The sequence below is a fragment of the Brevibacterium sp. UBA7493 genome (genome assembly GCF_002479565.1).
Classification (GTDB): domain Bacteria; phylum Actinomycetota; class Actinomycetes; order Actinomycetales; family Brevibacteriaceae; genus Brevibacterium; species Brevibacterium luteolum.
The window spans coordinates 1-26,347 of sequence record NZ_DLOD01000010.1 but is presented as its reverse complement, the minus strand read 5'-3'; the positions used below and the strand labels follow the sequence as shown (position 1 = coordinate 26,347).

The following is a 26,347-nucleotide window of genomic DNA, read 5'->3' as shown; positions in this document are numbered from 1 at the left end:
ACGACGCAAGCGCCGGTGCTCAAGGGGTGAGCTGCGGGCACCGCAGGCCCGGGTTCGTCAGCCTGAAGCTGTCAGCCCGGGGACTGCCGGCCCCGCGGTTAGGCGCCGGGCAGGGTGACCCGGATGACGGCCGGACGGTCGCCGGCCAGGGTGGTGCGGATCGCCTCGGCGAGCTCAGTGTCGATGGCATCAGCGCTGATCGTCACACCGCGGGCGCCCATCGACTCGCCGAGGGCGGCGAAGTCGGGCCGGTGCAACCTGACGGCATAGGGGTCCATGTCCCGGTCCTCCATCTGGTGTTCGATCTCCGCGTAGCCGCCGTTGTCGACGATGACGAAGGGGATCGGCAGCCTGAGTTCGACGGCGGTGACGATCTCCTGGATGGAGAACATCGCCGCACCATCGCCGACGACGCACACGACCGGCCGAGGCGGGGCGGCGAGCTTCGCTCCGATCGCTGCCGGGATGCCGTAGCCCAGGGTTGCGAAGCCTGGCATGTACAGCAGCTGGTCCGGGGTGTGGGCAGTCAGCGCGTGCACCGTGCCGTCGTAGGTGATCTGCGAGGAGTCACCGGCGATGATGACATCGGCACCGGCGGCTGCGGTGATGACCTCGTGCAGGTGCACGTTCGTCGACGCGAAGTCGAAATCGGCCTGGTAGGCCTCGGTGAGCGCCGTGACCCGGTTCTGTCCGTCGCGCTCGCCGGCAGCACCGGCAAGCCTGTCATGTTCGAGCAGTGCGGTGAGGAAGTCTGTGCAGTCGGCAAAGGCGTGGATGTCTCCGCGCAGGTTCTTGTTCAGCTGATCGGGGTCGATGTCGCAGCGGATGACCGTCTGCCCAGCCTGAGAACCGGCCACGGCTTCAGCCCCTGCCTCGGCGTTCTCGCCGTTCGCGCCGATGCGCCCGCCCCACAGGTCGGAATCTGCCAGCTCGGAGCCGAGCACGAGCAGCACATCAGCCTCGGCCGAGGCGCGCTGGATGGCCGGGAACCTGACGTTGGCGCCGAGTGAGAGTGGATGGTCCTCATCGAGGATGCCCTTGCCGTTGGCGGTCGTGACGACCGGCGCGTCGAGCGCCTCGGCCAGCGCCCTGACCTCGGCAGCAGCCCGGCGTGCCCCGCCGCCTGCGACGATGAGCGGCGTCCGGGAACCGGCCAGCGCCTCGGCGGCGGTGGCGACCATGTCCATGTCGAGTACCGGGCGGCGCGGGGCCTGCGGGGCCGGGACGGCACCCCACCACTGGCCTTCGAGCACGTCGAGGGGCACCTCGATGTGGACCGGTCCGGGCCGTTCGGAGGCGAAGAGCGCGAACGCATCGGCGACCGCCTGCGCGGCGCCCTCGGCGGTGCGGGTGCGACGCGAGGACACGAGCAGGTGCGACAGCGCCCCGGAGGAGTCCTTCGTCTCGTGCAGCATGCCGATGTCAGCGCGTTCCAAGCCGATCGGCACACCGGGGGAGAGGATGAGCATCGGCCGCGATTCGGCGTAGGCGGTCGCCGCGGCGGTGATGACGTTCGTCAGCCCCGGCCCCGAGGTGGTGATGACGACCCCGGGCTTGCCGGAGACGAGGAAGTACCCGTCGGCCCCGTAGCCGGCGCCCTGTTCGTGGCGCGGGGTGATCGCCCGGATCCCGAAGTCGGGCAGGTGCCGGTAGAACTCCAGGTTGTGGGTGCCGGGGATCCCGAAGATCATGTCGACGCCGTGGGCGGCCAGCGCTGCGACGACGGCCAGGCCGCCGTTATGGAAGCGCTTTTCCGTCGCCGAGGCGGTGGTCGCCGCGGCCAGTGTGGTCTCCTGGGTCATGCGTCCTCCTTCCCGAAGCCGAGGCCGGTCGCGGCCGGGCCGCTGGGTTCGCTGTGTCCGCCGGCATCGGCGGCCCACAGGCTCAGCAGCTCGTAGCCGAGCTGGGCTGCGGCCAGGCCGGTGATCTCGGCGTGGTCGTAGGCGGGGGCGACTTCGACGATCTCAGCGCCGACGACGTTGAGGCCCTGCAGTCCGCGCACGGCGTTCATGAGCTCACGGCTCGTCAGCCCGCCGGCTTCCGGGGTGCCGGTGCCAGGTGCTGCGGCCGGGTCGAGGACGTCGATGTCGATGGAGATGTAGACCGGGGCATCGCCGAGGCGGCGGCGCATCCGGGCGACGATGTCGGAGACCGGGGAGAACTGGAAGTCATCGGAACGGATGATCTGGAAGCCGAGCACCTCATCGTCTTCGAGGTCTTTGGCACCGTAGAGCGGGCCGCGGATGCCGACGTGCATGCAGCGCTCCAGATCGAGCAGACCCTCTTCGCTGGCGCGGCGGAACGGGGTGCCGTGCGTGTACGGGGCACCCATATAGGTGTCCCAGGTGTCGAGGTGGGCGTCGAAGTGCAGCACGGCGATCTTCCCGTGGGTCTTGGCCACCGAGCGGATGTTCGGCAGGGCCAGGGTGTGGTCGCCGCCGAGCGTCAGCAGCTTCGCGCCATCAGCGCGCAGCGCATCGGCGTTGTTCTCGACGGTGGTGATGGCCTCTTCGATGTTGAAGGGGTTGACGCCCAGGTCGCCGCAGTCGGCGACCTGCTGAGCGGAGAACGGGTGCATGCCGGTGGCCTGGTTGTACGGCCGCAGCAGCTTCGAGGACTGGCGGATGTGGGCCGGGCCGAAACGGGCGCCGGGCCGGTAGCTGACACCGGCGTCGAAGGGCACGCCGAGGACCTTGACATCGATCGGCGCGCCGGGTCGGGCGGCCTCGACCTCGTCGATGCGCGGCAGCAGCCCGAAGGTCGGCGGCCCGGCAAACCGGGGTGTCAGGCTGTAGTCCGCCGGTCCCAGCGGGGTGGTCTCATTCGTCATCGCGAATCCTCTCTCGTCTCGGAATGCTCGGCCGCGTGCGCAGGCAGCTCTGCCCGCTGACGGCAGACCCACCCTACGGGTATGTGCACAACCACCGATATGTCCACCATGGCAGGGTGTGGGCAATCACAGTCCACCACGGATAGAATCAGCGTTGTGGTCACCCTTGGACAGTTGCTCTCCCTGCCCGAACTGCACCTGCAGGTCGTCTCCGATCCGCCAGGCTGCCGCAGCGTACCGGTGACGATCGTGCACTCGTCCGAGCTGCCCTCGGTCGACCAGTGGCTGGCCGGCGGCGAGGTGCTGCTCACCATCGGCGCGCTGCAGGACCTCGATTCCCCGGACGCCGCCGACTACATCCGCCGCGTCCACGCCGCAGGAGCCGTCGCACTGGGCATCGGGCTCGGCGAGCACCTGCCGAACGCCCGCGCGCCCGAGCAGCTCATCACCCACGCCCGCGCGGTCGGGCTGCCGCTGTTCATGGTGCCCGAACCGGTGCCCTTCGTCGCTGTTGTCGAGGCTTTCACCCGTCTGCGCGAAAGCGAATCCGCCCACGAGGTCTCAGCGCTCGTGCGCACCCAGCGCCGCTTCGCCACCGCCTTGGCCGCCCGCGGCACGAACGCCCTGCTGGCCGAGATCTCCCGGGCGCTTGGCGCCCCGGTCGCGCTCGCCTCACCGACCGGCCGGCTGCTCGGCACCACCGAACGTGTGGCCGCCCGCCAGGCGCTGCCGGGCCTGTTGCGCGAGGAGCTCATCACCGCTGCCGCCGCCGGTGGGACCGCGCCGCGGCTGCTGCGGGCCACCGCGCCCGAGGTGGTGGCCGGTTCGGATCTGGAGGCGATCCCGGTCGGCTCGGAGACGGTGACCGGTTGGCTGCTCACCCCGGTCGCCGGCACCCGGCCCGGTGGGGACCGGCACAATTCTCGCACCCTGCTGCTGGCGACCGCGGCAGCGCTGCTGGCGCTGCAGGACACCCGGCTGGCCGATCGCCGGGAGCTGGCCGCACAGCTGTGCACCGGGCTCATCGGGGCCGATGAGCTGCCTGAGCGCTTCGCAGATTCCACCGGCTTCAGCCTGCCAGCCGCGCTGAGCTTCGCGATTGCCGGCGGCGAGCGGGCGGCAGAGCACAGCGAGGAAAGCGGGGCGAACTCCCGATTCGACGCGCTTCTCACCGATCTCAGCCCGGGCGTGCTCCACCATCCCACCGCCTCGGGAACGGCGCTCATCTGCCCGCCAGGGCTGCGCGGCTTGGTCGAGGCCATCTGCCGTGCGCTCGGCATCCCGGTGACCGATTGGTCGGACGGCACCCCCGACCAGGTGCATGATCGGTGGCATGAGTGGCGCTACGGTGCTGGCGATCGCCGCTCACAGCTGGGGCAGCTGCTCGCCTCTGTCAGCCGCGAGGCCGCCGCCGATTTCGTCCAGCGCACCCTCGGCCCGCTCACTGCAGCCGATGACGACGGGATCCTCATGCGCACCTTAGAGCACTTCGCCTCAGCTGGCGGCAGCCGTGATGCGGTCGCTCAGGCCCTCGGCGTGCACCGCCACACGGTGCGCGCCCGGCTGGAGCGGATCCGCCAGATCCTCGGCTACGACCCGCGCGAACCCGGCCACCTGCAGGCGATCGGCATCGCCTTCCTGCTGCGCGAGACCACCACAGCCCACCGTTGAGACCCGGCCCCGGCCGCAGCCATGCGGCTGTGCGGGCGCCTCGTCACCAGGGTTTGGTGTCGCTGCCGCTGCTGTTGTCGCCCCGGTCGTCCTCATCGTCGCGCTGACGCTGGTCGGCCTCCCGGTTGCGCTCCTCGAGCTCACGCTGTTTGCGTTCGGCTTCGGTCTCCTGACCACCACCGTCGCTGCCATCGCCGCCAGAGCCTTCGTCCTCGCCGTCACCGGGCTCGCCACCGCCGCCGTCGCCGGAGTCGTCTCCGCCGTCACCGCCTTCGTCGTCTCCACCGGAGCCGTCACCGCCATCGTCGCCGCCGTCTCCACCGTCGCCGGGGTTGTTCATGTCCTCCTGGGACTCATCGATGCGCTGTTCGGACTCGTCCATCTGCTGGTCGCTTCTGCTGCCTTCCGGCCGACACTCCTCAGGAGCCTCCTGGAGGGTGGTGCGGGCCAGATCGAACTTCTCATTGGCCTCATCAGTGCTCTCAGCGGTCTTGAACTCCTCGGCCTGCTGCTCGTAGACGTAGGAGAGGTTGACCCGCACAGCGCACTCATCGCGCACCGGCGTGAGGTCGAGGGCGCGTTCGAGCAGGGGCTGGGCATCGTCGTAGCGGCTTTCGGCGGCTGCCACGGTGCCGATGTTGAACGGCGGCTTGTGGTGTTCGAAGAGGCTGATCTTCTCGAACCGCTTTGAGAGCCGGACAGTCTCGTCGTAGTCCGCCTGCTTGTAGGCCCGGGATGCGCTGTGCAGCGTCCAGACGCACATAAGACTGTAGATGCACACGAGCGCCAAGGCAGTGCCCAGCGTCCCGCGGATGAGGTGCGGCCACAGTCGGCGGCGCGGCTTCTTCTCCGGTTCCGCGGTCGGCTTCGCCTGTGCATCAACCTTCGTTTCGCCTGGCTTTGTCTCACCCGGTTTCGCCTGCGCGGACTCTGCCGGCTGCTGTGCAACCGGATGCTTCTTCGGGTCCTGTGGCTGCCGGTCAGTCGAGTTGTTCACCGTGACCTCCTCAGCAGTGCGTAGAGTCGGTTGAGGGACCGGAACTGGCCCAGGGATCGCCCGGCGTCGACGGTCAGCAGCGCGATGACGCCGAGCAGCGGAATCCAGAAGTAGTCGCTGCGGCCGTCTGCGACGTGCTCGTCGTTGTGCTGCTCTTCCAGCTCCGGCATCGTCACCGCCGCCTTCAGCTCGGTGCCGGCGGTGCGGTGGGTGTAGTCGACCCCGAGGTCCTTGGCGATGGCCTTGAGCTGGTCCTCATCGATGACCGACAGGGCATCCTTGCCGGTCTCCGGGTCCTGGATGTACTCAGGTGGTTCCGGATCGGTCGTGCTGCCGTCGATCGACCAGTCGAAGCCGGCGGTCTCCAGCATCCGCCCACCAGCAGAGGTACCGTAGCCGAACACCCCGCCGCCGTCGATGCGGTCGCCGATGTCGGCCAGCGACTCGGGCTGCTGATCGGAGGTCTGCTCACCGTCGCCGAAGTAGAACACGAACCGCTGGTTGTCCGGATGGTTCTCCTCGCTTTTGTCCAGCCGGGAGACCAGCTCACCGCGGGCGGCGGTGACCGAGCTGCCGGTCGACGAGGTGGTCCGCTCCGGGCGCATCACCTCGAAGGCGGAGCGCACTGCGGCATGATCGGTCGTCAGCGGTACCCGCACGCTGGCACGGGAGTCGAAGGTGATGACGCTGACGCGCGCGCCTGGCAGCTGTTCGAGCAGCGCGTCGACATCGGCGCGCACACCCTCGAGCCGCGGCTTGTCGCCGTCCCAGTCTTCGGCCACCGCCGAGGCGGTGGTGTCGACGAGCAGGAATACGTCGGCTGCCGCGACGGGCACCTCGGTGGTGACCTCGGTCGGTACGCCCGGTCGCAGGCATGCGCCGATGAGGAGGGCGGCAGCGACGGCGCGCAGGATCCAGGCGATGCGCCGGCGGCGGATGAGGATCGCCAGGGTGATGCATCCGCCGATGAGCAGCACGGCGAGCACGGCCAGCAGCGGCCACGGCATGATCGGGGCGATGCTCATAGCCGGAACCTCCATGCGAAGACGAAGGCGATGATGACGCCGATGAGTGTGAGGGTCAGCGGCACGACTGGCCGATCGTGGACAAGCGTGACCGGGGTGGCATCGGTCAGCTTGGCCTCCTCTTCCTGGATCGAGCGCACGATGCCGTCAACGGCGGACTGCCCGCCGAGTGAGTAGTGCTCCCCGCCGGTGCTGTTCGCGGTGTTCTTCAGCTCGCCCATCGGGCCGGCGCCGAGGAAGGAGAACGGCGGGGCGAGGGTGTAGACGTGGATGTCGCGTTCGACGGCGAGCTCGGTGGCCTCATTGAGCTGGTAGATCGGCACTCCGGCCAGTTCGTTGTCGGTGGCGAAGATGATCGAGCGGGAGCGCTCCTCGTCCTCCTTCTTGTCGAAGGAGCCGATGCAGGAGGCCAGCCCGTCGCCGATGAGTGAGGATCCGCTGACGTTCGGGTCGATGGTCCCGGCCATGAAGCCGGTGCCCTCGGTGCCCCAGGACTCGAAACCGGCCTTGGCCTCTTCGAGGAATTCGCGGACCATGTCGTAGTCGTCGGTAAGCGGGAAGACGGTCACGGCGGTGGAGTTGAAGACGGTCATGCCGATGCGCTCGCCTTGGAAGGAGTCGAGCATCTGGATGTAGGAGTCGACGATGTCGGCGTCGTAGGTGAGCATCGAACCTGAGGCGTCGAGGCAGAGTACGACGTCGCGGCGGTGCTGATCAGGGGTGATCGTCTGCACGGTCGAGGGCCGGGAGACTCCGACAAGCGCGCTGAGCAGCGGCAGCAGCGTGACGAGGAAGACCGCGAGTGCGCCGAGCAGCAGCCGCTTGCGGCCGCGGGCGAAGGCCGGCAGGGCGGTGAGCCGGCCGATGTGGGCAACCGGGACGCGGCCGTGGCGCTCGTGCTTGCGCGGCCGGGAGAGCAGCCAGATGAGCACGGCCAGGACGGGCAGGAGGGCTAAGGGCAGCCACCAGAATGTCAGGACCATCGGTCGACCAGCCCCCTCACACGCGCAAGCTGAGTGCCGGCGTTCGTCGGCTCCTCGCGGGCGAACTCATCGGCATACAGGCGCTCGACGACCTCGGCGACGGTGCCCAGCCGGAAGGCCTTGAGCTCGCGCAGGGTCATGTGCCGGATGTTGAGGTTCCAGGCGTCGCGGGCGAAGTCGCGCACGATCTCCGAGAGCCGGTGGGCGACCTCGCGGTCGGACAGCTCGCCGGCCTGCCAGGACTTCCCGACCTCGTCGACGGTCACCAGGTACTTGTGCCGGACACGCTCCGGGACTCTGGCGGTGCCGTCACCGCGCAGCCCGGCGCGGTAGACGCGCGCGCCCAGCGGCCACAGCAGCAGCACGGCAGCGGCCAGCGCGGCGAACACGACGGCGGCATACCACCAGTCGCTGGGTCCCAGGGCCGGGTGCAGGCTAGCGGCGAAGAGCATGCTGTTTCCTCATGAGCCGGCGCAGCTGGCGCAGCGCGTGCCGGGAGTCGTCAACACGGACATGGGCGATGCCGGCCGAGCGGAGGAACCCCTCGGTGCGGTGCTTGCGTTCGGCCTCGGCGTGGGCGTACTGCTCAGCGAGCTCCTTGCCGCCGAGCAGCTCGTGCGGGATCGGCAGGTGCCGGTCATCGGAGATGTCGAAGGGCACCGCGCCGCGGCCGAAGCCGGTCAGCTGCGCATCGGAGACTGTCAGCCACATCATCTCGTGCTGGGCGCTCAGCCGGCGCAGCAGCGGCATGTCCTCACGCACCAGGCCGATGTCATCGGCGATGACGAGGAGCATCATCCGCCGCCTGAGGTGCTCTGCCGCCCAGGTCAGCTGCCTGCGCACATCCGAGGGGCGCCCGCGGCCGCCGGCGGACTGGATGCCGCGCAGCAGCTGCTCCAGGTGAGCTTCGGTGCCCTTGAGCCGGCTGGCCGCGGTGTGCTCGGCATCGCCGTGCATGAGCATGACGTCATCGCCGTGGCGCACTGCCAGATACCCGGTCATGCCCGCGAGCAGGATCGCCAGTTCGCGCTTGCTCTCACCGCTGGCGGCGATGGCATCGAAGTTGCGCCCGGAGTCGGCGATGATGCCCAGGGCGTGCCGGCGGTGGGCGACATAGCGCTTGACCAGGGGAGAGGTGTGCCGGGCGGTGGCCTTCCAGTCGATGTCGCGGATCTCGTCGCCGACGACGTATTCGCGCAGGTCATCGAAGTCCATGCTGTGGCCGTGGTAGATCGAGGCGTACTCGCCTTCGAGCAGCCCGCGCATCTTGCGGTGCGCGTGGATCGTCATGTTCGCCTTGACCTTCGTCAGCAGGGCAGTCATCACGGAGTCCTGATCGCAGCGAGCAGGTCGTTGATGATCCGCTCGACCTTGACGTCCTCGGCCACGGCCTCGAAGTTCAGCAGGATGCGGTGGCGCAGCACGCGGTGGGCGATGTCCTTGACGTCTTCGGGGATGACGTAGTTGCGCCCGCGGATCATCGCCAGAGCACGCGAGGCGTTGGTGAAGGCGATCGAGGCGCGCGGGGAGGCGCCGCACTCGATGAATCCGGCCAGCGGCCCGATGTAGCGGCCGGCTGAGCGGGTGGCGGTGACGATCTCGACGAGGTAGCGGGTGATCGCCGGGTCGATGTAGATGCTGCGCGCATAACCGCGCAGCATGTGCACGTCCTCCAGCGAGCACGCCGGCGGCATCTTCGCGGCCTTGTCGAACACCCCGGCATCGAGCCGACGCAGGATCTCCATCTCCTGGTCCGGGTTCGGGTAGTCGAGCAGATCCTTGAGCATGAACCGGTCGAGCTGGGCCTCGGGCAGCTGATAGGTGCCCTCCTGCTCGATCGGGTTCTGGGTGGCCATGACGAGGAACGGCTCGGGCAGCGGATAGGTCCTCCCGCCGATCGTCGTCTGCTTCTCCTGCATCGCCTCGAGCATCGCCGACTGCGTCTTCGCGCTCGAGCGGTTGATCTCATCGAGCAGCACGAGGTTGGCGTGCACCGGGCCCAGCTGGGTTTCGAACGCACCGGTCGAGGAGTTGTAGATCTGCGAGCCGATGATGTCGCTGGGCAGCAGGTCGGGGGTGCACTGGATGCGGTTGAAGGAGGCCTCGACCGAATCGGCCAGCGCGGCAGCCGCCGTCGTCTTCGCCAGTCCCGGCACGCTTTCGAGCAGCAGGTGCCCGCCGGTCAGCAGTCCCAGCAGCAGGGTCTCGCGCAGCCGCACCTGTCCGACGACAAGTGAGTCGAGGTACTTCTGGATCCGTGACAGGATCGCCTGTGCCTGGGTGATCTCCTGCGTATTGGCCGGACGCTCATCGGGTGCCATGGTGCTCCTCATGTTGCCTGCCCGGGCCCGGCCCGGCGCAGCGGGGTCATCTGCGTGGTCCCCACACTATCGGCCAGCACTGACGTCTGGCTGACCGTGGTGTGACAGGCCTGCCACATGTGTGACATGGTCGGTTCCCGGTCCCGAGGCGGTGGTCGTCTTACCGTGGCGTCGGCCACGTGCCGGCGGTGGGTCCGGTCACAGGATTCGGGTCCGGTGGAGCGGTCGCGACACGCGGCTGAAAATATTCGCGGGAATTTTCGGCTGTGGATAGAGCGGTTCGTCATGGGGAGGAGATGTGGGTGTTTCCAGGGTGTGAATCGCGCTTGCCCGCACGGACGCTGGCAAGCGAACTACACGCATGTTGTTCACATGGTGTGGATGGCCGGTGTGGGCCGTGTGCACCGCTTGTGCAAAACCGTTGACACGCTTCAAATCACACTGGTGTAACACATGATCTAGGGGTACGCTTGTGGGCAGACACAACATCTAGTGGTTGAACTGCCGGCGCGGGTCTATGGCCCCGATCACCGTCAGGACGGGGAGAGCGCCGGATGACCGCCCATCAGAACACCGCATCAGACACCGAATTCCTCTGGAGGAAGACGCCATGATCACCGTGTACACCAAGCCAGCATGTGTGCAGTGCACCGCAACTTTCCGCGCGCTTGATTCGCGGGGAATCGACTACCGAGCCGTCGACCTCACTGAGGAGCCCGGTGCACTCGATGTCGTCAAGGCAATGGGCTACATGCAGGCTCCGGTCGTCGTGACCGACAGCGATCACTGGTCGGGATTCCGCCCGGACAAGATCGCCACACTCGCCGGCAGCGGTTCCGCCTCCTCTGTCGTGGCCTCGTGATGCAGTCGTGCTCGTCGTCTACTACTCAAGTGGATCTGAGTACACCCATAAATTCGTCAACAAGCTGGACCATCCCGGCCTGCGGCTTCCCCTGCTGACAAAAGAGCCGACTCCCATCGTCGGCGAGCCCTTCGTGCTCATCACCCCGACCTACGGGGCGGGCAAGAACCGGGGAGCGGTGCCCAAACAAGTCGTCAAGTTCCTCAACGTTGAGGAGAACCGCAATCGTCTCGTCGGCGTCATCGGCGCAGGCAACACCAACTTCGGTGAGTACTACTGCGCTGCGGCCTACAAGGTCGCTGCCAAGTGCCAGGTGCCGCTGCTGTACAACTTCGAGTTGCTCGGCATGCCCGAGGACGTCGAGAAAGTCAACAAAGGATTGGATTCACTGTGTCAACAACCGTTGAAGACCGCGACCTAGAAGCGATCATCCGCGAGGAGACCGACCTCGACTACCACGCGCTCAACGCGATGCTCAACCTCTACGATTCCGAGGGACGCATCCAGTTCGCACGCGACCGTCAGGCGGCCCGGCAGTTCTTCCTGCAGCACGTCAACAACAACACCGTCTTCTTCCACGACCTCAAGGAGAAGATCGACTACCTCGTTGAGCACGACTACTACGAGAAGGAAGTCCTCGACCAGTACTCGTTTGAGTTCATCGAGAAGCTGTCGAAGCAGGCGTATGCCAAGAAGTTCCGCTTCCAGACCTTCCTCGGCGCGTTCAAGTTCTACACCTCGTACACGCTCAAGACCTTCGACGGCAAGCGCTACCTTGAGCGCTTCGAGGACCGCGTCGTCATGGTCGCGCTGTTCCTCGCCCGCGGTGACGAGCAGCTGGCGACCCAGCTGATGGAGGAGATCATCTCCGGTCGGTTCCAGCCGGCCACCCCGACCTTCCTCAACGCCGGCAAGCGCCAGCGCGGCGAGCTCGTCTCGTGTTTCCTGCTGCGCATCGAGGACAACATGGAGTCGATCGGCCGCTCGATCAACTCTGCTCTGCAGCTGTCCAAGCGCGGCGGCGGTGTGGCCTTCGCCCTGACGAACATCCGTGAGTCCGGTGCCCCGATCAAGAAGATCGAGAACCAGTCCTCGGGCGTCATCCCGATCATGAAGCTGCTGGAGGATTCCTTCTCCTACGCCAACCAGCTCGGCGCACGCCAGGGTGCCGGTGCCGTGTACCTGCACGCCCACCACCCGGACATCTACAGCTTCCTCGACACCAAGCGCGAGAACGCCGACGAGAAGATCCGCATCAAGACCCTCAGCCTCGGCGTCGTCATCCCGGACATCACGTTCCAGTTGGCGAAGAAGAACGAGGACATGTACCTCTTCAGCCCCTACGACATCGAACGCGAGTACGGGGTGCCGTTCAGCGAGATCTCGGTGAGCGAGAAGTACTACGAGCTCGTCGACAATCCGCACATCAAGAAGAAGAAGATCAACGCCCGCGAGTTCTTCCAGACCCTGGCTGAGATCCAGTTCGAGTCCGGCTACCCGTACATCATGTACGAAGACACCGTGAACCGCGCGAACCCGATCGACGGCAAGATCATCATGTCGAACCTGTGCTCGGAGATCCTCCAGGTCTCCTCGCCGAGCACCTACCATGCTGATCTGTCCTACGACGAGGTCGGCAAGGACATTTCGTGCAACCTCGGTTCGCTCAACATCGCCATGACGATGGACTCGGAGGACTTCGGTCGCACCGTCGAGACCGCCATCCGCGGCCTGACGGCAGTGTCGGAAGCTTCGAACATCGACTCGGTGCCTTCGATCGCCCGCGGCAACGACATGTCGCATGCGATCGGGCTCGGGCAGATGAACCTGCACGGCTACCTGGCTCGTGAGTGCATCCACTACGGCTCCGACGAGGGCCTGGACTTCACGAACATGTACTTCTACACCGTCGCCTATCACTGTGTGCGCGCCTCAATGCTGCTTGCCAAGGAGCGTGGCCGCGCCTTCGAGGGCTTCGAGCGCTCGAAGTACGCGACAGGGGAGTACTTCGAGAAGTACATCAAGGGCGACTGGACGCCGCGCACCGAACGCATCGCACAGCTCTTCGCCGACGCCGAGGTGCACATCCCGACCCCGCAGGACTGGGAGGAGCTCAAGGCGCAGGTCGCCGAGCACGGCATCTACAACCAGAACCTGCAGGCCGTCCCGCCGACCGGCTCGATCTCCTACATCAACAACTCGACCTCGTCGATCCACCCGGTCGCCTCGCGGATCGAGATCCGCAAGGAAGGCAAGATCGGCCGCGTGTACTACCCGGCTCCGTTCATGACCAACGACAACCTGGAGTACTACCAGGACGCCTACGAGGTCGGCTACGAGAAGATCATTGACACCTACGCTGAGGCCACTCAGCATGTTGATCAGGGGCTGTCGCTCACGCTGTTCTTCAAGGACACCGCGAGCACCCGCGACGTCAACAAGGCGCAGATCTACGCGTGGCGCAAGGGCATCAAGACGGTGTACTACATCCGCATCCGTCAGCTCGCCCTGCAGGGGACGGAAGTCGACGGCTGCGTCTCCTGCATGCTGTAAGCCGGCACGAGGCAACCTCACCACATCTTTGAGTTATCAGGAGTGAACATGACCGAGCAGCTCAAGCTCGTGTCCCATGTGGACGCAATCAACTGGAACCGTATCCAGGATGATGTCGACCTCGAGGTCTGGGATCGGCTGACAGCCAACTTCTGGCTGCCGGAGAAGGTGCCGCTGTCCAACGACGTGCAGTCGTGGGCAACGCTGACCGAGGATGAGAAGACGCTGACGATGCGCGTCTTCACCGGACTGACCCTGCTCGACACGATCCAGGGCACCGTCGGCGCAGTCTCCCTGCTGCCGGACGCGCGCACCCCGCACGAAGAGGCGGTGCTGACGAACATCGCCTTCATGGAGTCGGTGCACGCCAAGTCGTACTCGTCGATCTTCTCGACGCTGGCCAACACCCGCCAGATCGACGACGCCTTCCGGTGGTCGACGGAGAACCAGTCGCTGCAGAAGAAGGCGCAGATCATCCTCAAGTACTACCGTGGGGACGATCCGCTCAAGCGCAAGGTCGCCTCGGTGATCCTGGAGTCCTTCCTCTTCTACTCCGGGTTCTACCTGCCGATGTACTGGTCGAGCCGGGCGAAGCTGACGAACACCGCTGACCTCATCCGCCTCATCATCCGCGACGAGGCCGTGCACGGGTACTACATCGGCTACAAGTACCAGCGCGGAATCGCCGAGGTCGACGACGCCCGCAAGCAGGAGCTCAAGGACTACACCTTCGAGCTGCTCTTCGAGCTCTACGAGAACGAGGTGCAGTACACCCACGATCTCTACGACTCCGTCGGGCTGGCCGAGGACGTCAAGAAGTTCCTGCATTACAACGCCAACAAGGCGCTGATGAACATGGGCTACGAGGCGATGTTCCCGTCATCGGTCACCGACGTGAACCCGGCGATCCTGTCGGCGCTGTCACCGAATGCCGATGAGAACCATGACTTCTTCTCCGGCTCCGGTTCGTCCTACGTCATCGGCAAGGCCGAAAACACCGAAGACGAAGACTGGGATTTCTGATTCCTGGCTCAGCGGCTCACCTCCTCAGCGGGGTGGGCCGCTTTCGTCATTCAGTCCTGAACGGCAAGCTGAGGGCACGCTATCGCGTTACCAACACTTATTCTCTTAAATGTTGGTAAAATCAGATCATGTCGTCAGCCTCGGACACGGTCGTACCGATCGACCCGGTCTCTTCGGAGACGTTCGGCTGGGTGCCTCGGGCGCCCGGTCTGTACTCCCGTGTTGAGGTTCGACGCCAGACAGGTCCCTATGACGCAACTGTTCCGGCCGCTATCGCCAGCTGGGAACCACACATGGCCGGTGAGATGACAGCCGACATCGAGGACGCGACCCGGCAGCTCGTCGAATTCGACGCGCACGCACAGAAGCGACTCGGAACAGACAGCCCGGCACTCGGCCCGATGACCGCCATCCTGCTGCGCACCGAATCAGCATCGAGCTCACAGATCGAGCAGCTGACGACATCCGCAAAGCAGCTCGCCCTCGCCGAGATCCACGAAGGAGACAAGGCGAACGCCGTCACCGTGCTGGGCAATGTGCACGCCATGGAAACCGCACTCCAGCTTGCAGGCGACATCACAGCCGAGGACATCCTCGGCATGCACTCCGAGCTCATGCGCCATCAGCACGAGTTCGCACCTGTTGATGCGGGACGTTTCCGCGAACAGCAGGTCTGGATCGGACGCGGAGATGCCGGCCCGCGAACTGCAGACTTCGTCGCTCCGCACCACGCACGGGTTCCGGACGCAGTCGAGGACCTTGCGGCATTCATCCGGCGTGAGGATCTGCCTGTGCTCGCTCAGGTGGCAGTCGCACACGCCCAGTTCGAGACCATCCACCCGTTCACGGACGGCAACGGGCGCACCGGACGGGCCTTGGTCCACGCAATGCTGCGCCGGACCGGCTTGGTGACGTCCACTGCCGTTCCGGTCTCAGCTGGCCTGATGACCGACATCGACCGGTACTTCGCAACCCTCGGTGCCTACCGCCTCGGCGACGCCGGCCCCATCATCCGCGCCTTCACACACGCTGCCCGAACGGCTGCCGTCACAGGTGCAGACCTCGTCGACAACCTGGCAGCCGAACTGGAGAACTCCCGAGCCAAGCTCGCCGGCCTGCGCGCAGATGCCGCCGCCTGGACGATCCTGCCCGTGCTCATCGGACAGCCGGCGGTGAACACCCGCTACCTCATGAACCGGCTCGGCATGGGGGAGATGACTGCGCTGCGAGCCCTGGCCACGCTGACCGAACGCGGAGTGCTGACCGAGATCTCCGGTCGAGCGCGCGGCCGCGTCTGGCAGCACCGAGGCATCCTCGACGTCCTCGACGACTACGCCGCCACCATCCGCCGCATGGCCGCCCACTGACCCCACACATGGCTCTGTCCGCATTCCCCTCAGCGGCGAGCCGCCGCTACTCTGGACTCCGTGCCTCCCACGCAGACGACGACCAGCCCGCGGGCGGCGGCAGATCAGCTGCCGAACGCCCGTACCGCCGTGCCGGTCATCGTGCTCACCGGCTACCTCGGCGCCGGCAAGACCAGCGTTCTCAACCACCTGCTGCGCCACCCAGCCGCCCGCATCGGCGTCATCGTCAACGACTTCGGCGAGCTCAACGTCGACGCCGGACTCATCAGCGGCCAGGTCGACGAACCGGTCTCGATCTCCGGCGGCTGCATCTGCTGCCTCACCGACGCCGGCGGCATGGAAGACGCCCTCATCGCCATGGCCGCACCCGCGCTCGCCCTCGATGCGATCATCGTCGAAGCCAGCGGATTCGCCGAACCCCTCATCCTCGCCCGCATGATCTCCCGCTGGGGCCGCAGCCGCTTCCGCCTCGGCGGACTCATCGACGTCATCGACGCCTGCGAGCACTTCACCACCATCGACGACGGCGACCTGCCGCCGGTCCGCTACGCCGCAGTCACCCTCGCTCTGGTGAACAAGCTCGACCTCCTCCCCGAAGCCGAACGCGGTGCCCGTCTTGATCGCATCCGCGACCGGGTGCACGCCCGCAATCCACGGGCCGCGGTGCTCGGCACAGTGCTCGGCCGCATCGACCCGCACCTGCTCTTCGACGGGGCTGCCGCGTCCGAGGCGGAGGGCACCACAGCAGATCGGTCACCTGACGGCGCAGAGAGTTGGCAGCAGGGGGAGCTGCCGTTGCACGAGCTGTTCATGGATGCTTACACCGCCCGTGACGAGGCGATGCTGGCCGAACTGGACACCCCAGTCCACGACCACATCCACGCACACGCCGTTACCGTCGAAGTCCCCGGCGCTGTCGACGCCGATGCCGTGCTCGACCTGTTGGAGAACCTGCCGGCCGGTGCCTACCGAGCCAAGGGCGTCATCGCTGTGCCGACAGGTCGCGGGACGCGCTCGTATGTGGTTCAGGCAGTCGGCCCGAACGTCTTCGCCGCCGTCTCCGACGGGCCGAGTGAGGGCAGTGCGCTCGTCATCATCGGCGCAGAGTTGGATGAAGATGCGGCTCGGGCCGCTGCGACTGCCGCGCTGGCCGAGCTGCCAGCAGATGGCCCCGCGTCGCCGGGGTTGGACCGAATCCGCTCACTCATCCGGCTGCACAGCTGAGGCGCGGGCTTAGTCCCCGCGCGCCAGCCGGCGCAGCGTCTCCTCCATGGCATCGGACAGTCCAGCAGCACCGGCAGCGATCGGCCCGCCGCGGGATTCTTCGAAGGCAAGAGCATCGGCAAAGGTCTGTTCCTGCGGCCGACGCGTCAGCCCGCGGGCGCGTGCTGCATCAGCCCCGACCGTGCCGATGAAGGGCATGTCAGGGATCTCAGCCCACAGCGGCAGACTCTCCGGGCCCATCCACATGCCCGCTCCGGCATCGGTGAGCAGGCCCGCGTCGACCGGAAGCAGCTCCAGCTTCGTGCCGGCAGCCTGCTGCGCGGCGTCGAGCAGCTCTCCGAGCGTGGCCGTCGGCCCAGCGGCATTGAGAATTCCGGTGATCCGGTGCTCAGCGCAGTGCACGATCCAGTCGGCCAGGTCGGTGACGGCGAGCAGGCTGAGAGGGAATCCGATGTCCATCGGAACCACCACCTCGGGCCCGGTGGGATGCGCGAACCGCCACGGGTAGTAACCCGACCGGCCCGTGTCATCGCCAGCACCGCCGAGCAGCCCGGGGCGGATGATGAGGTGATGGGTGGCGAGTCGTTCGACAGCTGCCTCGCAGGCCGACTTCGCGGCACCGTAGTCGGTCATGGCTTCCAGCTTGTCGTCGGCCATCGCCGGGTGGATCGGGGCCGTCTCGTCAGGTTCGAAGATGTCGCCGCGGGCGTAGACGCTGGCGGAGGAGATGTAGATCCAGTGCGCGGCATCGACGGCCCCGAGCGCGTCGCGGACGAATCCCGGGTGGCTTGTCAGATCGATCGCGACGTCCCAGGTGCGGCCGGCCAGTTGTTTCAGAGCGTCAGCGGAGTCGCGGTCGACGGTGATGAACTCGGCGGCCTCGGCAACGGGAGTCGTGCCGCGGCAGGCGCACGTGACGTGATGACCGGCGCCGGCGAAAGCAGTGACGAGCTGCCGGCCGAGCATGCCGTTGCCGCCGAAGAGAAGCACTGAGAGACTCATGCCCTCACGCTAGGGCGCAGGGCGGTCGACGACAATGGTGATCTGCTGTCAGCAGAAGGCGCGAGGCGATAGAGCGGATCATAGCGGTACCGGTCGAAGCTTCCTTCTCGCGGACGGGTTGAACGAGGGATATCCACAGATTTGTCCGATGCGTTGCGGAGCAGGTTTGGGAAAGTACCGTTTTGGAGTATGGGGCGATACTGGAAGAGGCATCCGAAGAAGGAGCTCGAAGCGCTGCTGGGAGAGTTTCATGAAGCAAACTGGAAGATCGTTGGCCCGCGGAAGAAGTACTATAAGGTGAAGTGCCCCTGCGGCAAGCACATTCGAACGATCCACCTCTCGCCGAGTAATCCGAACTACGTCAGGGACACACTTGGGTGGTTGTACAGACAGCCTTGCTATCCCTGGGAGGAGGGCACATGAGTCAGCAACAGAGCGTCATGGTAGTTTCCGAGATCGAGTTCCGCGTTTCCATCAGTGGCGATACTGATCTGGAATCAGTCTTCGATGCCCTCGCCGATGAGCTTGCGTCGTTGGAGGACGCGACAATGGGTCTGCTCGATTCGACCGTCTCCATGGACGCGAACGAAAGTCTCATTGCCGCCACCGTCACGACCGAAGGTGACACTTTCGAAGCGGCGGCTCAGACAGCCGACTCCGCAGTTCGGGCAGCCGTGCACGCGGCCGGCGGCGCGACGCCGGGCTGGAACGCCATCACCGTCAGAGACACCTCAGAGCTCGTCTCGAACTCGTGAATGAGCAAAGCGCCTCGCACTGAATACAGTGCGGGGCGCTTCGTCGTTCAGCAGGTGGGGGTGGTTCTCACCGTCCGGTCCAGCGCGGCGCGCGCTTCTCGGCGAATGCCGTGGCGCCCTCGCGGGCATCGTCGGATTCGATGACCGGGTCGCTGATGGCAGCCTGGCGAGTGAACTTCTCACCGGCCGGCCAGCCGGGGCTTTCGCTGATGATCTGCTTCGAGGCGCGCACAGCCAGCGGCCCGTTCGCGGCGATCCGCTCAGCCAGCGCGAGCGCTCCGTCGAATGCCTGGCCCTCAGGCACGAGCGCGTTGACGAAGCCGTGCTTCTCACCGAAGGCCGCCGGGTAGATGTCACCGGTGAGCGCCATCTCCATCGCCACCGCCCGGTGGGTGCGCTCCGGCAAAGTCACGAGACCACCGGCTGCAGCGACCAGGCCGCGCTTGACCTCTGGGATGCCGAACTTCGCCGACTCCGAGGCGACGACGAGATCGCAGGCGAGCATCGTCTCGAACCCACCGGCCAGCGCGTAGCCTTCGACGGCGGCGATGAGCGGCTTGGCAGGTGGTGCCTCGGTCAGCGCCAGGAATCCGCGGCCGGGCAGGCCGGGCAGCTCACCGCGCACGAATCCCTTGAGATCCATCCCGGAGCAGAACGTTCCGCCGGCACCGGTGAGCACGGCGACGCTGAGGCTGTCATCCGCATCGAAATCGTCGATGATCCCGGCCATGAGCCGGGCCATCTCGGCGGTCGCTGCGTTCTTGGCCTCGGGCCGGTTGAGGGTGATGACGAGGACGCCGCCGCGGACCTCGGTGAGCACCTCGGGCTGATCGGTCATGATCCGGCCCCGAGGGTGGCGAGCATGTCGGCCTTGGCAGCCTCGTACTCATCGGCCAGTCGGGCGACGAGCTCACCGGCCGGCAGGGACTCATCGATCGTGCCGATGCCCTGGCCGGAGCCCCAGATGTCGCGCCAGGCCTTCGACTTCTCCGAGCCGCCGGAGCCGAAGTTCATCTTCGAGGGGTCGGATTCGGGCAGGTTGTCCGGGTCGAGGCCGGCGGCTTCGATGCTGCCGCGCAGGTAGTTGCCGTGCACACCTGTGAAGAGGTTGGTGTAGACGATGTCGCTGGCCGTGGAGTCGACGATCATCTGCCGGTATCCGTCGGTCACCTGCGCCTCCGGGGTCGAGAGGAACGCCGAGCCGACATAGGCGAAGTCGGCACCGGCCGCCTGGGCGGCGAGGACCGAACGGCCGTGGGCGAGAGCTCCGGAGAGTGCGATCGGGCCGTCGAACCAGGCGCGGACCTCGTTGAGGAAGGCGAACGGCGAGAGCATTCCGGCATGTCCGCCGGCGCCGGCGGCGACGAGGATGAGCCCGTCGGCGCCTTTCTCGATCGCTTTGTGCGCGAAGCCGTTGTGGATGACGTCGTGGAGCACGATGCCGCCGTAGGAGTGCACGGCGTCGTTGACCTCGGTGCGCGCGCCCAGCGAGGTGATGACGATCGGCACCTGGTGCTTGACGATCGTCTCCAGGTCGGCCTCGATGCGGTTGTTCGACCGGTGCACGATGAGGTTCGCAGCGACCGCGCCGACCGGCTTGTCCGGGTTCGCTTTGGCGAAGGCCGCATTGGATTCTTTGATCTCGTTCAGCCACTCGTCGAGCAGCTCGGCCGGGCGTGCATTGAGAGTGGGGAACGCGCCGATGACACCGGCCTGGCACTGCGCGGTGACGAGCTGGGGGCCGGAGGCGATGAACATCGGCGATGCGATGACCGGCAGCCGCAGGGGACGGGTGAGGACCTCGGGAAGAGCCATGTTTCTCCTCGGAAATATCGGGGTGACCGAACGATTGTTAAGCACTGTCGCCCACTACTGTAACCCACACCACGCGCAAGGCGGCGGTCACCCGTTCAGGTGACCGCCGCCTCGGGCGCGGTTGCCGGCGGCTGCCGGCAGAACCGATCAGGTGTCGGTGAAGTTCGGGTCGCGCTTCTCGACGAAGGCGGCCATGCCCTCAGACTGGTCGTTGGTCGCCAGCGAGGAGTGGAACAGACGGCGCTCGAAGAGCAGACCCTGCTGCAGCGTCGTCTCGAAGGAAGCGTTGACGGCCTCCTTGACCATCGCCGAGGCGATGCGCGACTTGCTAGCGATCGTCGCGGCGATCTTGCGGGCCTCGTCCATGAGCTCGTCGTGCGGGACGACGCGGGCCACAAGCCCGGAGCGCTCGGCTTCCTCGGCGTCCATCATCCGGCCGGTCAGGCACAGGTCCATCGCCTTGGCCTTGCCGATCGCGCGGGTCAGGCGCTGGGAGCCGCCCATGCCCGGCAGCACGCCGAGGTTGATCTCCGGCTGACCGAACTTCGCCTTCTCCGAGGCAATGAGGATGTCGCACATCATCGCGACCTCGCAGCCGCCGCCGAGCGCGAAGCCGTTGACCGCAGCGATCGTCGGCTTGCGCACCGAGGTCAGGCGGCTCCAGCCGGCGAAGAAGTCGGTCTTGAAGGCGGTGGCGAAGTCGAGCTCGGCCATCTGCTTGATGTCGGCACCGGCGGCGAAGGCGCGGTCGGTGCCGGTGATGATGATCGCCTTGACGGCATCATCGGCATCGAACTGCTCGGCGGCGGTGGCGATGTCCTCGAGCACCTGCTGGTTGAGGGCGTTGAGCGCCTTCGGGCGGTTGATCGTGATGACGGCGATGCCGTCGGCGGATTCGGTGAGGATCGTCTCGAAGTCGGTCATGAGAAAACCTTCCTGTCCTGTTCGGTGTTGAGGATCGCGTCGACCTCGGCCTGCTCGACCTCGCCGAGGGTGGCCGGGTTCCACTGCGGGTTGCGGTCCTTGTCGATGACCTGGGCGCGGATGCCCTCGCGCAGATCCGGGCGGGCGGCGATTTCGGTGCCGGCGCGCAGATCGCGTTCGAGGACCTCCTGCAGGGTCATCGTCTTGGCGGTGCGGATCATCTCGAAGGTCACGGCCAGCGACTGCGGCGACTTCGACTTGATGACCTCGGCGGTCTTCGCGGCGTCCTCGTCGCCGTGGGCGAGCAGGGCTGCGATGATCGCCTCGACGGAGTCGTGAGCGAAGCAGGTGTTGATCCACGCCTCGGCTTCGGCCAGCTCATTGGCCGGCGCGTCTGCCGCGAAGGTCGCCAGGGTCTGGACGGCCTTCGTGCCGTCGGCCTCGAGGGCTGCGACGAGCTCGTCGACCTTGTCCTGGGGGACGAAGGTGTCGGCCAGCCCATAGGCCAGTGCCGCACCCGGTCCGATCGGCAGGCCGGTCAGGCCCATGTACATGCCGATCTCACCGGGGGTCTGGGCGAGCAGGTAGGTGCCGCCGATGTCGGGGAACAAGCCGATGCCGGTCTCGGGCATGCCGAGCTTCGTCGTCTCGGTCACCACGCGGTGCGAGCCGTGGACGGACACGCCGACGCCGCCGCCCATCGTGATGCCGTGCATGATCGCGATGTAGGGCTTGGGGTAGTTGGCGATGTCGAAGTTCATCCGGTACTCCTCAGCCCAGAAGTCCTGGGATTCGGAGGTGCCGGCGACCAGATCCTGGTAGATCGCCTTGATGTCGCCGCCGGCGCACAGGCCGCGCTCGCCGCGGCCTGTGATGAGCACAGCGGCCACGGCGTCATCGTCGCGCCATTCGTTGAGTGCGCTGTCGATGGAGGCGATCATGTCGCGGCCGAGGGCGTTGATCGCCTTGGCCTTATTCAGCTCGATGCGGCCGAGGCCGTTCACCACGCGTGTGATGACGAGCGCGTCGTCAGATGACGTCATTTATCCCACTCCTGTGCTCTTGCGGGAGATGATGACCCGCATGATCTCGTTCGTGCCTTCGAGGATCTGGTGGACGCGCAGATCGCGCACCAGCTTCTCGATCCCATACTCGTTGAGATAACCGTATCCGCCAAACAGCTGCAGGGCGTCGTTGGCGACCTCGAAGCCCGCGTCGGTGGCCGCCAGCTTCGCCATCGCCGCCAGCAGCGAGGTGTTGGGGTCCCCGGCATCGTAGGCGGCCGCTGCGCGGCGCAGCAGCGAGCGGGCGCCTTCGAGCTTGGTCTGCATATCGGCCAGGCGGAAGCGCAGTGCCTGGAAGCCGTTGAGCTCGGTGCCGAAGGCCTGCCGCTCACCCATGTAGGTGATGGCCTTCTCGAGGGCGGACTGGCCGCCGCCGAGCGAGCAGGCGCCGATGTTGAGGCGGCCGCCGTCGAGGCCGGACATCGCGATCTTGAAGCCCTCGCCTTCTTCGCCGAGGCGGTTCTCGACGGGCACCTTGACGTTCTCCATGAACACCTGACGGGTCGGCTGGGCGTTCCAGCCCATCTTGATCTCATTGGGCCCGAAGTCGAAGCCCTCGGTTCCCTTCTCGACGATGAATGTCGAGATGCCCCGCGATCCCTCCTGGCCGGTGCGGGCCATGACGAGGTAGATCTCCGAGGTGCCGGCACCGGAGATGAACTGCTTGACGCCGTTGAGCACGTAGTGGTCGCCGTCGAGGCGGGCGGTGGTGCGCAGGGCTGCGGCGTCGGAGCCGGCGTTGGGTTCGGTGAGGCAGTAGGACCCGAGCTTCTCGAAGGCCACGAGCGGCTGGAGGTACTTCTCCTTCTGCTCCTCATTGCCGTACTTGTCGACCATCCACGCGACCATGTTGTGGATGGAGATGTAGGAGGCCACCGACGGGCAGCCGGTCGACAGGGCCTCGAAGATGAGCGCGGCATCGAGCCGGCCGAGTCCCACGCCGCCGGAGTCCTCGGAGACGTAGATGCCGCCCATGCCGAGCTCGGCGGACTTCTGGATGACGTCGACGGGGAAGTGCTTGTTGGCATCCCAGTCAAGAGCGTGCGGAGCGATCTCGGCATCGGCGAAATCGCGGCACATATTGGACAGTTCGATCTGGTCGTCGGTCAGCCCGAATGTCAGAGCGGACGCGGTTGAGCGTGCCATCGTGGCTCCTTCTGCTGTGGGTCGTGCCGTGCACCGGCGGGCGTGCGGCAGCCGCGGAATGCACGACCGGTCTGTTTCTAAGGGTAGTGAAGATTACTTGGACGTCCAACTAATTTTCCTTGGCCACCATTGTGCCATCCGCGCCCGAGGCGGTGGGCACCCAGGTGCCGGGAACCGGGGTCTGGCAGGTGGTGGCGGTAGGCTGTCGGTGCGACCGCGGTCATCCCGCCGCAGTCGGCCTGCCTCCTCGATCCCCAGAGATTTCCCCGGAAGGTCATCCCCATGGTCTCCTCGCAGACTCTCAGCCTTGCCCACCGGCGCGCAGCCGCCGCCTGGGCTGCCGACTGCGCCTGGCGTGTGCTGCCCCTGATCGAGGCCGAGACATCTGATGAGCGCATCCGCGATGCGATCGAGCGCGCCTACGCCTTCAGTCGCAGCGAGCTCGGGGCCGCCGGCCAGATTCAGTGCCGCGTCGACGCCGTGCGCGCAGCCAGCTCCGCAAGCTCACCAGCCGGCGCGGCCGCGGCCCGGGCCGCAGCGCAGGCAGCAGCGGTGGCGCATATGGGTGCCCATGCTCTCGGTGCTGCCGCCTATGCGGCCCAGGCGGCCGGTCTTGCGCTGCCGGCCGACGCCGAGGCGGTCGATGATGAGGTGCGCTGGCAGCTCGGGGCGCTCACACCCGATGCCCGCACGGCACTGCGCCAGCTGCCGCGGCTGGGCACCGACGACGGCGGCCCGCTTGGATTCGGGCTGCCGACGACCGGCGTGCGTGGTCAGGTCATCTCCATCATCCAGGCCCACGCCGGCGCCCAGTGATGGGCATCAGGCCTGAGCGGAGTCGCCGAGTCCGGCGCGCAGTGAGGCGAGCTCACCGAGCAGCCGGCTGACATCGGCAGCATCAAGGCCGGGCTGTTCGAACACATCCCGGTTGAGGTCAGCTGTGGCCTCAGTGACGAGCTGACGGCCGGCCTCGGTGATCTCGACGAGCGTCGTGCGCCCGTCAGCCGGGTGCGGGCGGCGGGCGACCAGGCCTGCGGCCTCCAGCCGGTCGACCGAATTCGTCGTCGAGGTCGCATGCACCTGCAGTCGCTTGGTGATCTTGTTCATCGGCAGACTGCCGCGGCGGGTGAAGGACAGCAGGGCGAGCACTTCATAGCGGGAGAAGGTCAGCCCCAGCGGCCGCAGGGTCTGATCGACCCGGGCGAGCAGCAGCTGGTGGGCGCGCATGATGGAGATGACGAGCGTCATCCCGTCGGCGGCGTCGGTCCAGCCATGGGCAAGCCACTGCCTGCGCGATTCGTCGATCGGGTCGAACTCCCGTTCCACGTCGTTCCTCCTGCTGGATCTGCTCACCTGCGAACACTTGGCACCAGCATACTGACGTGGCACGATCAACATATGTGCGGACGACTGAACATGGCGACCGATCCACACGACATCGTCGGTGAGCTCGGCATCGATGTCGTCGACTACACGTTCGCGCCTCGGTACAACGTCCCTCCTGGCGCCGCCCTGCCGATCGTCGCCGAACGGGTCGAGGACACAGGAGAGGTCATCCGCCGGCTGGAGACCGCCCGCTGGGGACTCGTGCCCGGCTGGGCGAAAGAGGAGAAGATCGGCTTCAAGGCCTTCAACGCCCGCGGTGAGACCGTGCACGAGAAGCCGATGTTCCGTCATGCTTTCGCCTCCCAGCGCTGCATCATCCCAGTCACCGGCTACTACGAATGGGAGAAGACCGAGACCGGCAAGCAGCCGTGGCTCATGCAGGCTCAGACCGAGCGGCCCCTCTATATGGTCGGGCTCTTCGAGTTCCGGCGCCGCCCTGACCTCGACGGACAGGTCGTGACAGACCCGGCGATCAAGAACGGATGGCTCGTCTCGACCACGATCATCACCTGCCCCTCGACAGGGCACCTGGCCGATGTGCATGACCGCATGCCGGTGATGGCCGAGCCCGAGGCCCTCGGTGACTGGCTGGATCCATCGCATGAGCGCGAAGGCGCGCGCACGGTTCTCGACGGCCTCATCGCAGGCTTCGACCCAGCATCGGTTGGACGCGTCAAAGTCGGAGCAGCGGTCGGAAACGTGAGAAACCAAGATCCTGAGGTCGCGCAACCTGTCGAATGACACCCGCCCGGCAGGCGCAAATGGCGTCAGCAAGCCGATCGTGGCGGTGTATCCGCAGCCTGCGGCCACTCCTGTGACGAAGGGCACAGCGTTCGGAGTTGCATCGGCGCTTCGCAGGGGTCTAAGTTAGTACTCGTTGCCCAGCGCGACGGACGCAAGTTCAAGTGCTCTGACCAGGCAAAACGCTTGGAAAGACGGGTAACTCTGCTCCATGTCGGAGGGGATGGAAACATCACCCGGAAGACGGACCAACAGGCAGGTGAGCGAGACCGCAGACAGCGACTTGCACATCGGGTCGCAGATCGTCTAGAGTAGAACACCGCCCGCCTCGCAGGGCGGCTGCGGAAACGCAGCGAAAGCGGGGCCACCCACACGAACTTCAAAACCCGGCCGAGTGTCGAGTTGACAAAGTCTGAGTGGGAGGTAAGATAGAGAAGTTGCCTCGACGAGGCCGGCGCAAGCCAGGCGGAGTCGATGAGCGTCTGTTCTTTGAGAACTCAATAGCGTGTTTGTTTGTTTTTGTGATGCCAGAATGTTTTTGTTTCTGGTTGAAGCAAGGATGTAATGACATTTGATGACCATTTTTGGTTTGTCTCTTGTCTTTTTCTTTGATTTCGGCTGGGATTGTTTTTCATATTTTTTATGGAGAGTTTGATCC

25 protein-coding genes are annotated in these 26,347 nt (G+C 66.2%); 10 read left to right on the top strand and 15 right to left on the bottom strand.

Annotated features, from left to right (window positions below):
* Positions 1 to 98 precede the first annotated feature (98 nt).
* Positions 99 to 1,802 (bottom strand): thiamine pyrophosphate-dependent enzyme, encoded by a 1,704-nt coding sequence (locus B4E96_RS06195; RefSeq protein WP_102162950.1) that lies wholly within the window; start codon positions 1,800 to 1,802, stop codon positions 99 to 101.
* Positions 1,799 to 2,830, bottom strand: coding sequence for an agmatinase (gene speB / locus B4E96_RS06190; protein WP_102162949.1), 1,032 nt, complete (start codon positions 2,828 to 2,830; stop codon positions 1,799 to 1,801). Before speB ends, B4E96_RS06195 begins: the two co-directional genes overlap by 4 nt.
* Positions 2,831 to 2,986: 156 nt before the next feature.
* Here speB and B4E96_RS06185 point away from each other — a divergent pair, with 156 nt between their 5' ends.
* Positions 2,987 to 4,501: a PucR family transcriptional regulator gene (locus B4E96_RS06185; protein ID WP_180964827.1), complete on the top strand. Its 1,515-nt coding sequence runs from the start codon at positions 2,987 to 2,989 to the stop codon at positions 4,499 to 4,501.
* A gap of 43 nt (positions 4,502 to 4,544) precedes the next feature.
* On the opposite strand, the gene B4E96_RS06180 is transcribed toward B4E96_RS06185, so the two are convergent.
* From B4E96_RS06180 to B4E96_RS06155, 6 genes are read right to left on the bottom strand one after another with little or no spacing between them, the layout of a single operon-like run.
* The gene (locus tag B4E96_RS06180; protein WP_286956803.1) at positions 4,545 to 5,498 is read right to left on the bottom strand and encodes a hypothetical protein; all 954 of its coding nucleotides are present in this window, start codon (positions 5,496 to 5,498) and stop codon (positions 4,545 to 4,547) included.
* Positions 5,495 to 6,523 (bottom strand): vWA domain-containing protein, encoded by a 1,029-nt coding sequence (locus B4E96_RS06175; protein ID WP_146004406.1) that lies wholly within the window; start codon positions 6,521 to 6,523, stop codon positions 5,495 to 5,497. Before B4E96_RS06175 ends, B4E96_RS06180 begins: the two co-directional genes overlap by 4 nt.
* On the bottom strand, positions 6,520 to 7,506 hold the full coding sequence (locus B4E96_RS06170) for a vWA domain-containing protein (protein WP_286956802.1): 987 nt from the start codon (positions 7,504 to 7,506) through the stop codon (positions 6,520 to 6,522). The genes B4E96_RS06175 and B4E96_RS06170 overlap by 4 nt, the downstream gene beginning before the upstream one ends.
* On the bottom strand, positions 7,497 to 7,958 hold the full coding sequence (locus B4E96_RS06165) for a hypothetical protein (RefSeq protein WP_102162945.1): 462 nt from the start codon (positions 7,956 to 7,958) through the stop codon (positions 7,497 to 7,499). Before B4E96_RS06165 ends, B4E96_RS06170 begins: the two co-directional genes overlap by 10 nt.
* Positions 7,942 to 8,829, bottom strand: coding sequence for a DUF58 domain-containing protein (locus B4E96_RS06160; RefSeq protein ID WP_170274557.1), 888 nt, complete (start codon positions 8,827 to 8,829; stop codon positions 7,942 to 7,944). The genes B4E96_RS06165 and B4E96_RS06160 overlap by 17 nt, the downstream gene beginning before the upstream one ends.
* Entirely contained in the window at positions 8,829 to 9,827 is a 999-nt protein-coding gene (locus B4E96_RS06155) for an AAA family ATPase (RefSeq protein WP_102162943.1), read from the bottom strand. Before B4E96_RS06155 ends, B4E96_RS06160 begins: the two co-directional genes overlap by 1 nt.
* Positions 9,828 to 10,437: 610 nt before the next feature.
* Between B4E96_RS06155 and nrdH the strand changes: the two genes are divergently transcribed.
* The 6 genes from nrdH (at position 10,438) to B4E96_RS06125 (ending at position 16,856) form a co-directional block, all read left to right on the top strand.
* Positions 10,438 to 10,689, top strand: a complete 252-nt coding sequence (gene nrdH / locus B4E96_RS06150; RefSeq protein WP_259835373.1) for a glutaredoxin-like protein NrdH — start codon at positions 10,438 to 10,440, stop codon at positions 10,687 to 10,689.
* Positions 10,690 to 10,696: 7 nt separating this feature from the next.
* Positions 10,697 to 11,110 carry a class Ib ribonucleoside-diphosphate reductase assembly flavoprotein NrdI gene (gene nrdI / locus B4E96_RS06145; protein ID WP_165883417.1) on the top strand — a complete coding sequence of 138 codons (414 nt, stop codon included), beginning with the start codon at positions 10,697 to 10,699 and terminating at the stop codon, positions 11,108 to 11,110.
* Positions 11,080 to 13,242: a class 1b ribonucleoside-diphosphate reductase subunit alpha gene (nrdE, locus tag B4E96_RS06140; RefSeq protein WP_286956801.1), complete on the top strand. Its 2,163-nt coding sequence runs from the start codon at positions 11,080 to 11,082 to the stop codon at positions 13,240 to 13,242. Before nrdI ends, nrdE begins: the two co-directional genes overlap by 31 nt.
* A 48-nt stretch (positions 13,243 to 13,290) precedes the next feature.
* The gene (gene nrdF, locus B4E96_RS06135) at positions 13,291 to 14,265 is read left to right on the top strand and encodes a class 1b ribonucleoside-diphosphate reductase subunit beta (RefSeq protein WP_102162939.1); all 975 of its coding nucleotides are present in this window, start codon (positions 13,291 to 13,293) and stop codon (positions 14,263 to 14,265) included.
* Between the two features lie 128 nt (positions 14,266 to 14,393).
* A complete protein-coding gene (locus tag B4E96_RS06130; protein ID WP_286956800.1) occupies positions 14,394 to 15,632 on the top strand; it encodes a Fic family protein in 1,239 nt (412 codons plus the stop codon).
* Positions 15,633 to 15,692: 60 nt separating this feature from the next.
* Positions 15,693 to 16,856 (top strand): CobW family GTP-binding protein, encoded by a 1,164-nt coding sequence (locus B4E96_RS06125; protein ID WP_286956798.1) that lies wholly within the window; start codon positions 15,693 to 15,695, stop codon positions 16,854 to 16,856.
* Positions 16,857 to 16,865: 9 nt separating this feature from the next.
* Here B4E96_RS06125 and B4E96_RS06120 read toward each other — a convergent pair whose 3' ends face one another.
* Positions 16,866 to 17,858 carry an NAD-dependent epimerase/dehydratase family protein gene (locus B4E96_RS06120; RefSeq protein WP_286956797.1) on the bottom strand — a complete coding sequence of 331 codons (993 nt, stop codon included), beginning with the start codon at positions 17,856 to 17,858 and terminating at the stop codon, positions 16,866 to 16,868.
* A gap of 419 nt (positions 17,859 to 18,277) precedes the next feature.
* Here B4E96_RS06120 and B4E96_RS06115 point away from each other — a divergent pair, with 419 nt between their 5' ends.
* On the top strand, positions 18,278 to 18,613 hold the full coding sequence (locus B4E96_RS06115) for a hypothetical protein (RefSeq protein ID WP_102162932.1): 336 nt from the start codon (positions 18,278 to 18,280) through the stop codon (positions 18,611 to 18,613).
* 67 nt (positions 18,614 to 18,680) lie between these two features.
* Here the strand turns inward: B4E96_RS06115 and B4E96_RS06110 are convergent, their stop codons facing one another.
* The 5 genes from B4E96_RS06110 to B4E96_RS06090 all read right to left on the bottom strand — a co-directional run bounded on the left by B4E96_RS06110 (position 18,681) and on the right by B4E96_RS06090 (position 23,562).
* Positions 18,681 to 19,451 (bottom strand): crotonase/enoyl-CoA hydratase family protein, encoded by a 771-nt coding sequence (locus B4E96_RS06110; RefSeq protein ID WP_286956796.1) that lies wholly within the window; start codon positions 19,449 to 19,451, stop codon positions 18,681 to 18,683.
* A complete protein-coding gene (locus B4E96_RS06105; protein ID WP_286956795.1) occupies positions 19,448 to 20,428 on the bottom strand; it encodes an NAD(P)H-dependent flavin oxidoreductase in 981 nt (326 codons plus the stop codon). Before B4E96_RS06105 ends, B4E96_RS06110 begins: the two co-directional genes overlap by 4 nt.
* 147 nt (positions 20,429 to 20,575) lie before the next feature.
* Positions 20,576 to 21,352, bottom strand: a complete 777-nt coding sequence (locus B4E96_RS06100; RefSeq protein ID WP_286956794.1) for an enoyl-CoA hydratase — start codon at positions 21,350 to 21,352, stop codon at positions 20,576 to 20,578.
* Positions 21,349 to 22,395, bottom strand: a complete 1,047-nt coding sequence (locus B4E96_RS06095) for an enoyl-CoA hydratase/isomerase family protein (RefSeq protein WP_286956793.1) — start codon at positions 22,393 to 22,395, stop codon at positions 21,349 to 21,351. Before B4E96_RS06095 ends, B4E96_RS06100 begins: the two co-directional genes overlap by 4 nt.
* Positions 22,396 to 23,562 (bottom strand): acyl-CoA dehydrogenase family protein, encoded by a 1,167-nt coding sequence (locus B4E96_RS06090; RefSeq protein ID WP_259835382.1) that lies wholly within the window; start codon positions 23,560 to 23,562, stop codon positions 22,396 to 22,398.
* A 282-nt stretch (positions 23,563 to 23,844) separates the two neighbouring features.
* Between B4E96_RS06090 and B4E96_RS06085 the strand changes: the two genes are divergently transcribed.
* Positions 23,845 to 24,378, top strand: coding sequence for a putative immunity protein (locus B4E96_RS06085; protein ID WP_286956792.1), 534 nt, complete (start codon positions 23,845 to 23,847; stop codon positions 24,376 to 24,378).
* A gap of 6 nt (positions 24,379 to 24,384) precedes the next feature.
* On the opposite strand, the gene B4E96_RS06080 is transcribed toward B4E96_RS06085, so the two are convergent.
* Entirely contained in the window at positions 24,385 to 24,888 is a 504-nt protein-coding gene (locus tag B4E96_RS06080; RefSeq protein ID WP_180964825.1) for a MarR family winged helix-turn-helix transcriptional regulator, read from the bottom strand.
* Positions 24,889 to 24,960: 72 nt separating this feature from the next.
* Between B4E96_RS06080 and B4E96_RS06075 the strand changes: the two genes are divergently transcribed.
* Positions 24,961 to 25,689, top strand: coding sequence for an SOS response-associated peptidase (locus B4E96_RS06075; protein WP_217007646.1), 729 nt, complete (start codon positions 24,961 to 24,963; stop codon positions 25,687 to 25,689).
* Positions 25,690 to 26,347: the final 658 nt, after the last annotated feature.

Bases quoted from the DNA above. Each gene is read 5' to 3' on its own strand.
- B4E96_RS06195 (WP_102162950.1), bottom strand. From the start codon at position 1,802: ATGACCCAGGAGACCACACTGGCCGCGGCGACCACCGCCTCGGCGACG.
- speB (WP_102162949.1), bottom strand. From the start codon at position 2,830: ATGACGAATGAGACCACCCCGCTGGGACCGGCGGACTACAGCCTGACA.
- B4E96_RS06175 (WP_146004406.1), bottom strand. From the start codon at position 6,523: ATGAGCATCGCCCCGATCATGCCGTGGCCGCTGCTGGCCGTGCTCGCC.
- B4E96_RS06170 (WP_286956802.1), bottom strand. From the start codon at position 7,506: ATGGTCCTGACATTCTGGTGGCTGCCCTTAGCCCTCCTGCCCGTCCTG.
- B4E96_RS06165 (WP_102162945.1), bottom strand. From the start codon at position 7,958: ATGCTCTTCGCCGCTAGCCTGCACCCGGCCCTGGGACCCAGCGACTGG.
- B4E96_RS06160 (WP_170274557.1), bottom strand. From the start codon at position 8,829: ATGACTGCCCTGCTGACGAAGGTCAAGGCGAACATGACGATCCACGCG.
- B4E96_RS06155 (WP_102162943.1), bottom strand. From the start codon at position 9,827: ATGGCACCCGATGAGCGTCCGGCCAATACGCAGGAGATCACCCAGGCA.
- nrdH (WP_259835373.1), top strand. From the start codon at position 10,438: ATGATCACCGTGTACACCAAGCCAGCATGTGTGCAGTGCACCGCAACT.
- nrdF (WP_102162939.1), top strand. From the start codon at position 13,291: ATGACCGAGCAGCTCAAGCTCGTGTCCCATGTGGACGCAATCAACTGG.
- B4E96_RS06130 (WP_286956800.1), top strand. From the start codon at position 14,394: ATGTCGTCAGCCTCGGACACGGTCGTACCGATCGACCCGGTCTCTTCG.
- B4E96_RS06120 (WP_286956797.1), bottom strand. From the start codon at position 17,858: ATGAGTCTCTCAGTGCTTCTCTTCGGCGGCAACGGCATGCTCGGCCGG.
- B4E96_RS06115 (WP_102162932.1), top strand. From the start codon at position 18,278: ATGAGTCAGCAACAGAGCGTCATGGTAGTTTCCGAGATCGAGTTCCGC.
- B4E96_RS06110 (WP_286956796.1), bottom strand. From the start codon at position 19,451: ATGACCGATCAGCCCGAGGTGCTCACCGAGGTCCGCGGCGGCGTCCTC.
- B4E96_RS06105 (WP_286956795.1), bottom strand. From the start codon at position 20,428: ATGGCTCTTCCCGAGGTCCTCACCCGTCCCCTGCGGCTGCCGGTCATC.
- B4E96_RS06100 (WP_286956794.1), bottom strand. From the start codon at position 21,352: ATGACCGACTTCGAGACGATCCTCACCGAATCCGCCGACGGCATCGCC.
- B4E96_RS06095 (WP_286956793.1), bottom strand. From the start codon at position 22,395: ATGACGTCATCTGACGACGCGCTCGTCATCACACGCGTGGTGAACGGC.
- B4E96_RS06090 (WP_259835382.1), bottom strand. From the start codon at position 23,562: ATGGCACGCTCAACCGCGTCCGCTCTGACATTCGGGCTGACCGACGAC.
- B4E96_RS06085 (WP_286956792.1), top strand. From the start codon at position 23,845: ATGGTCTCCTCGCAGACTCTCAGCCTTGCCCACCGGCGCGCAGCCGCC.
- B4E96_RS06075 (WP_217007646.1), top strand. From the start codon at position 24,961: ATGTGCGGACGACTGAACATGGCGACCGATCCACACGACATCGTCGGT.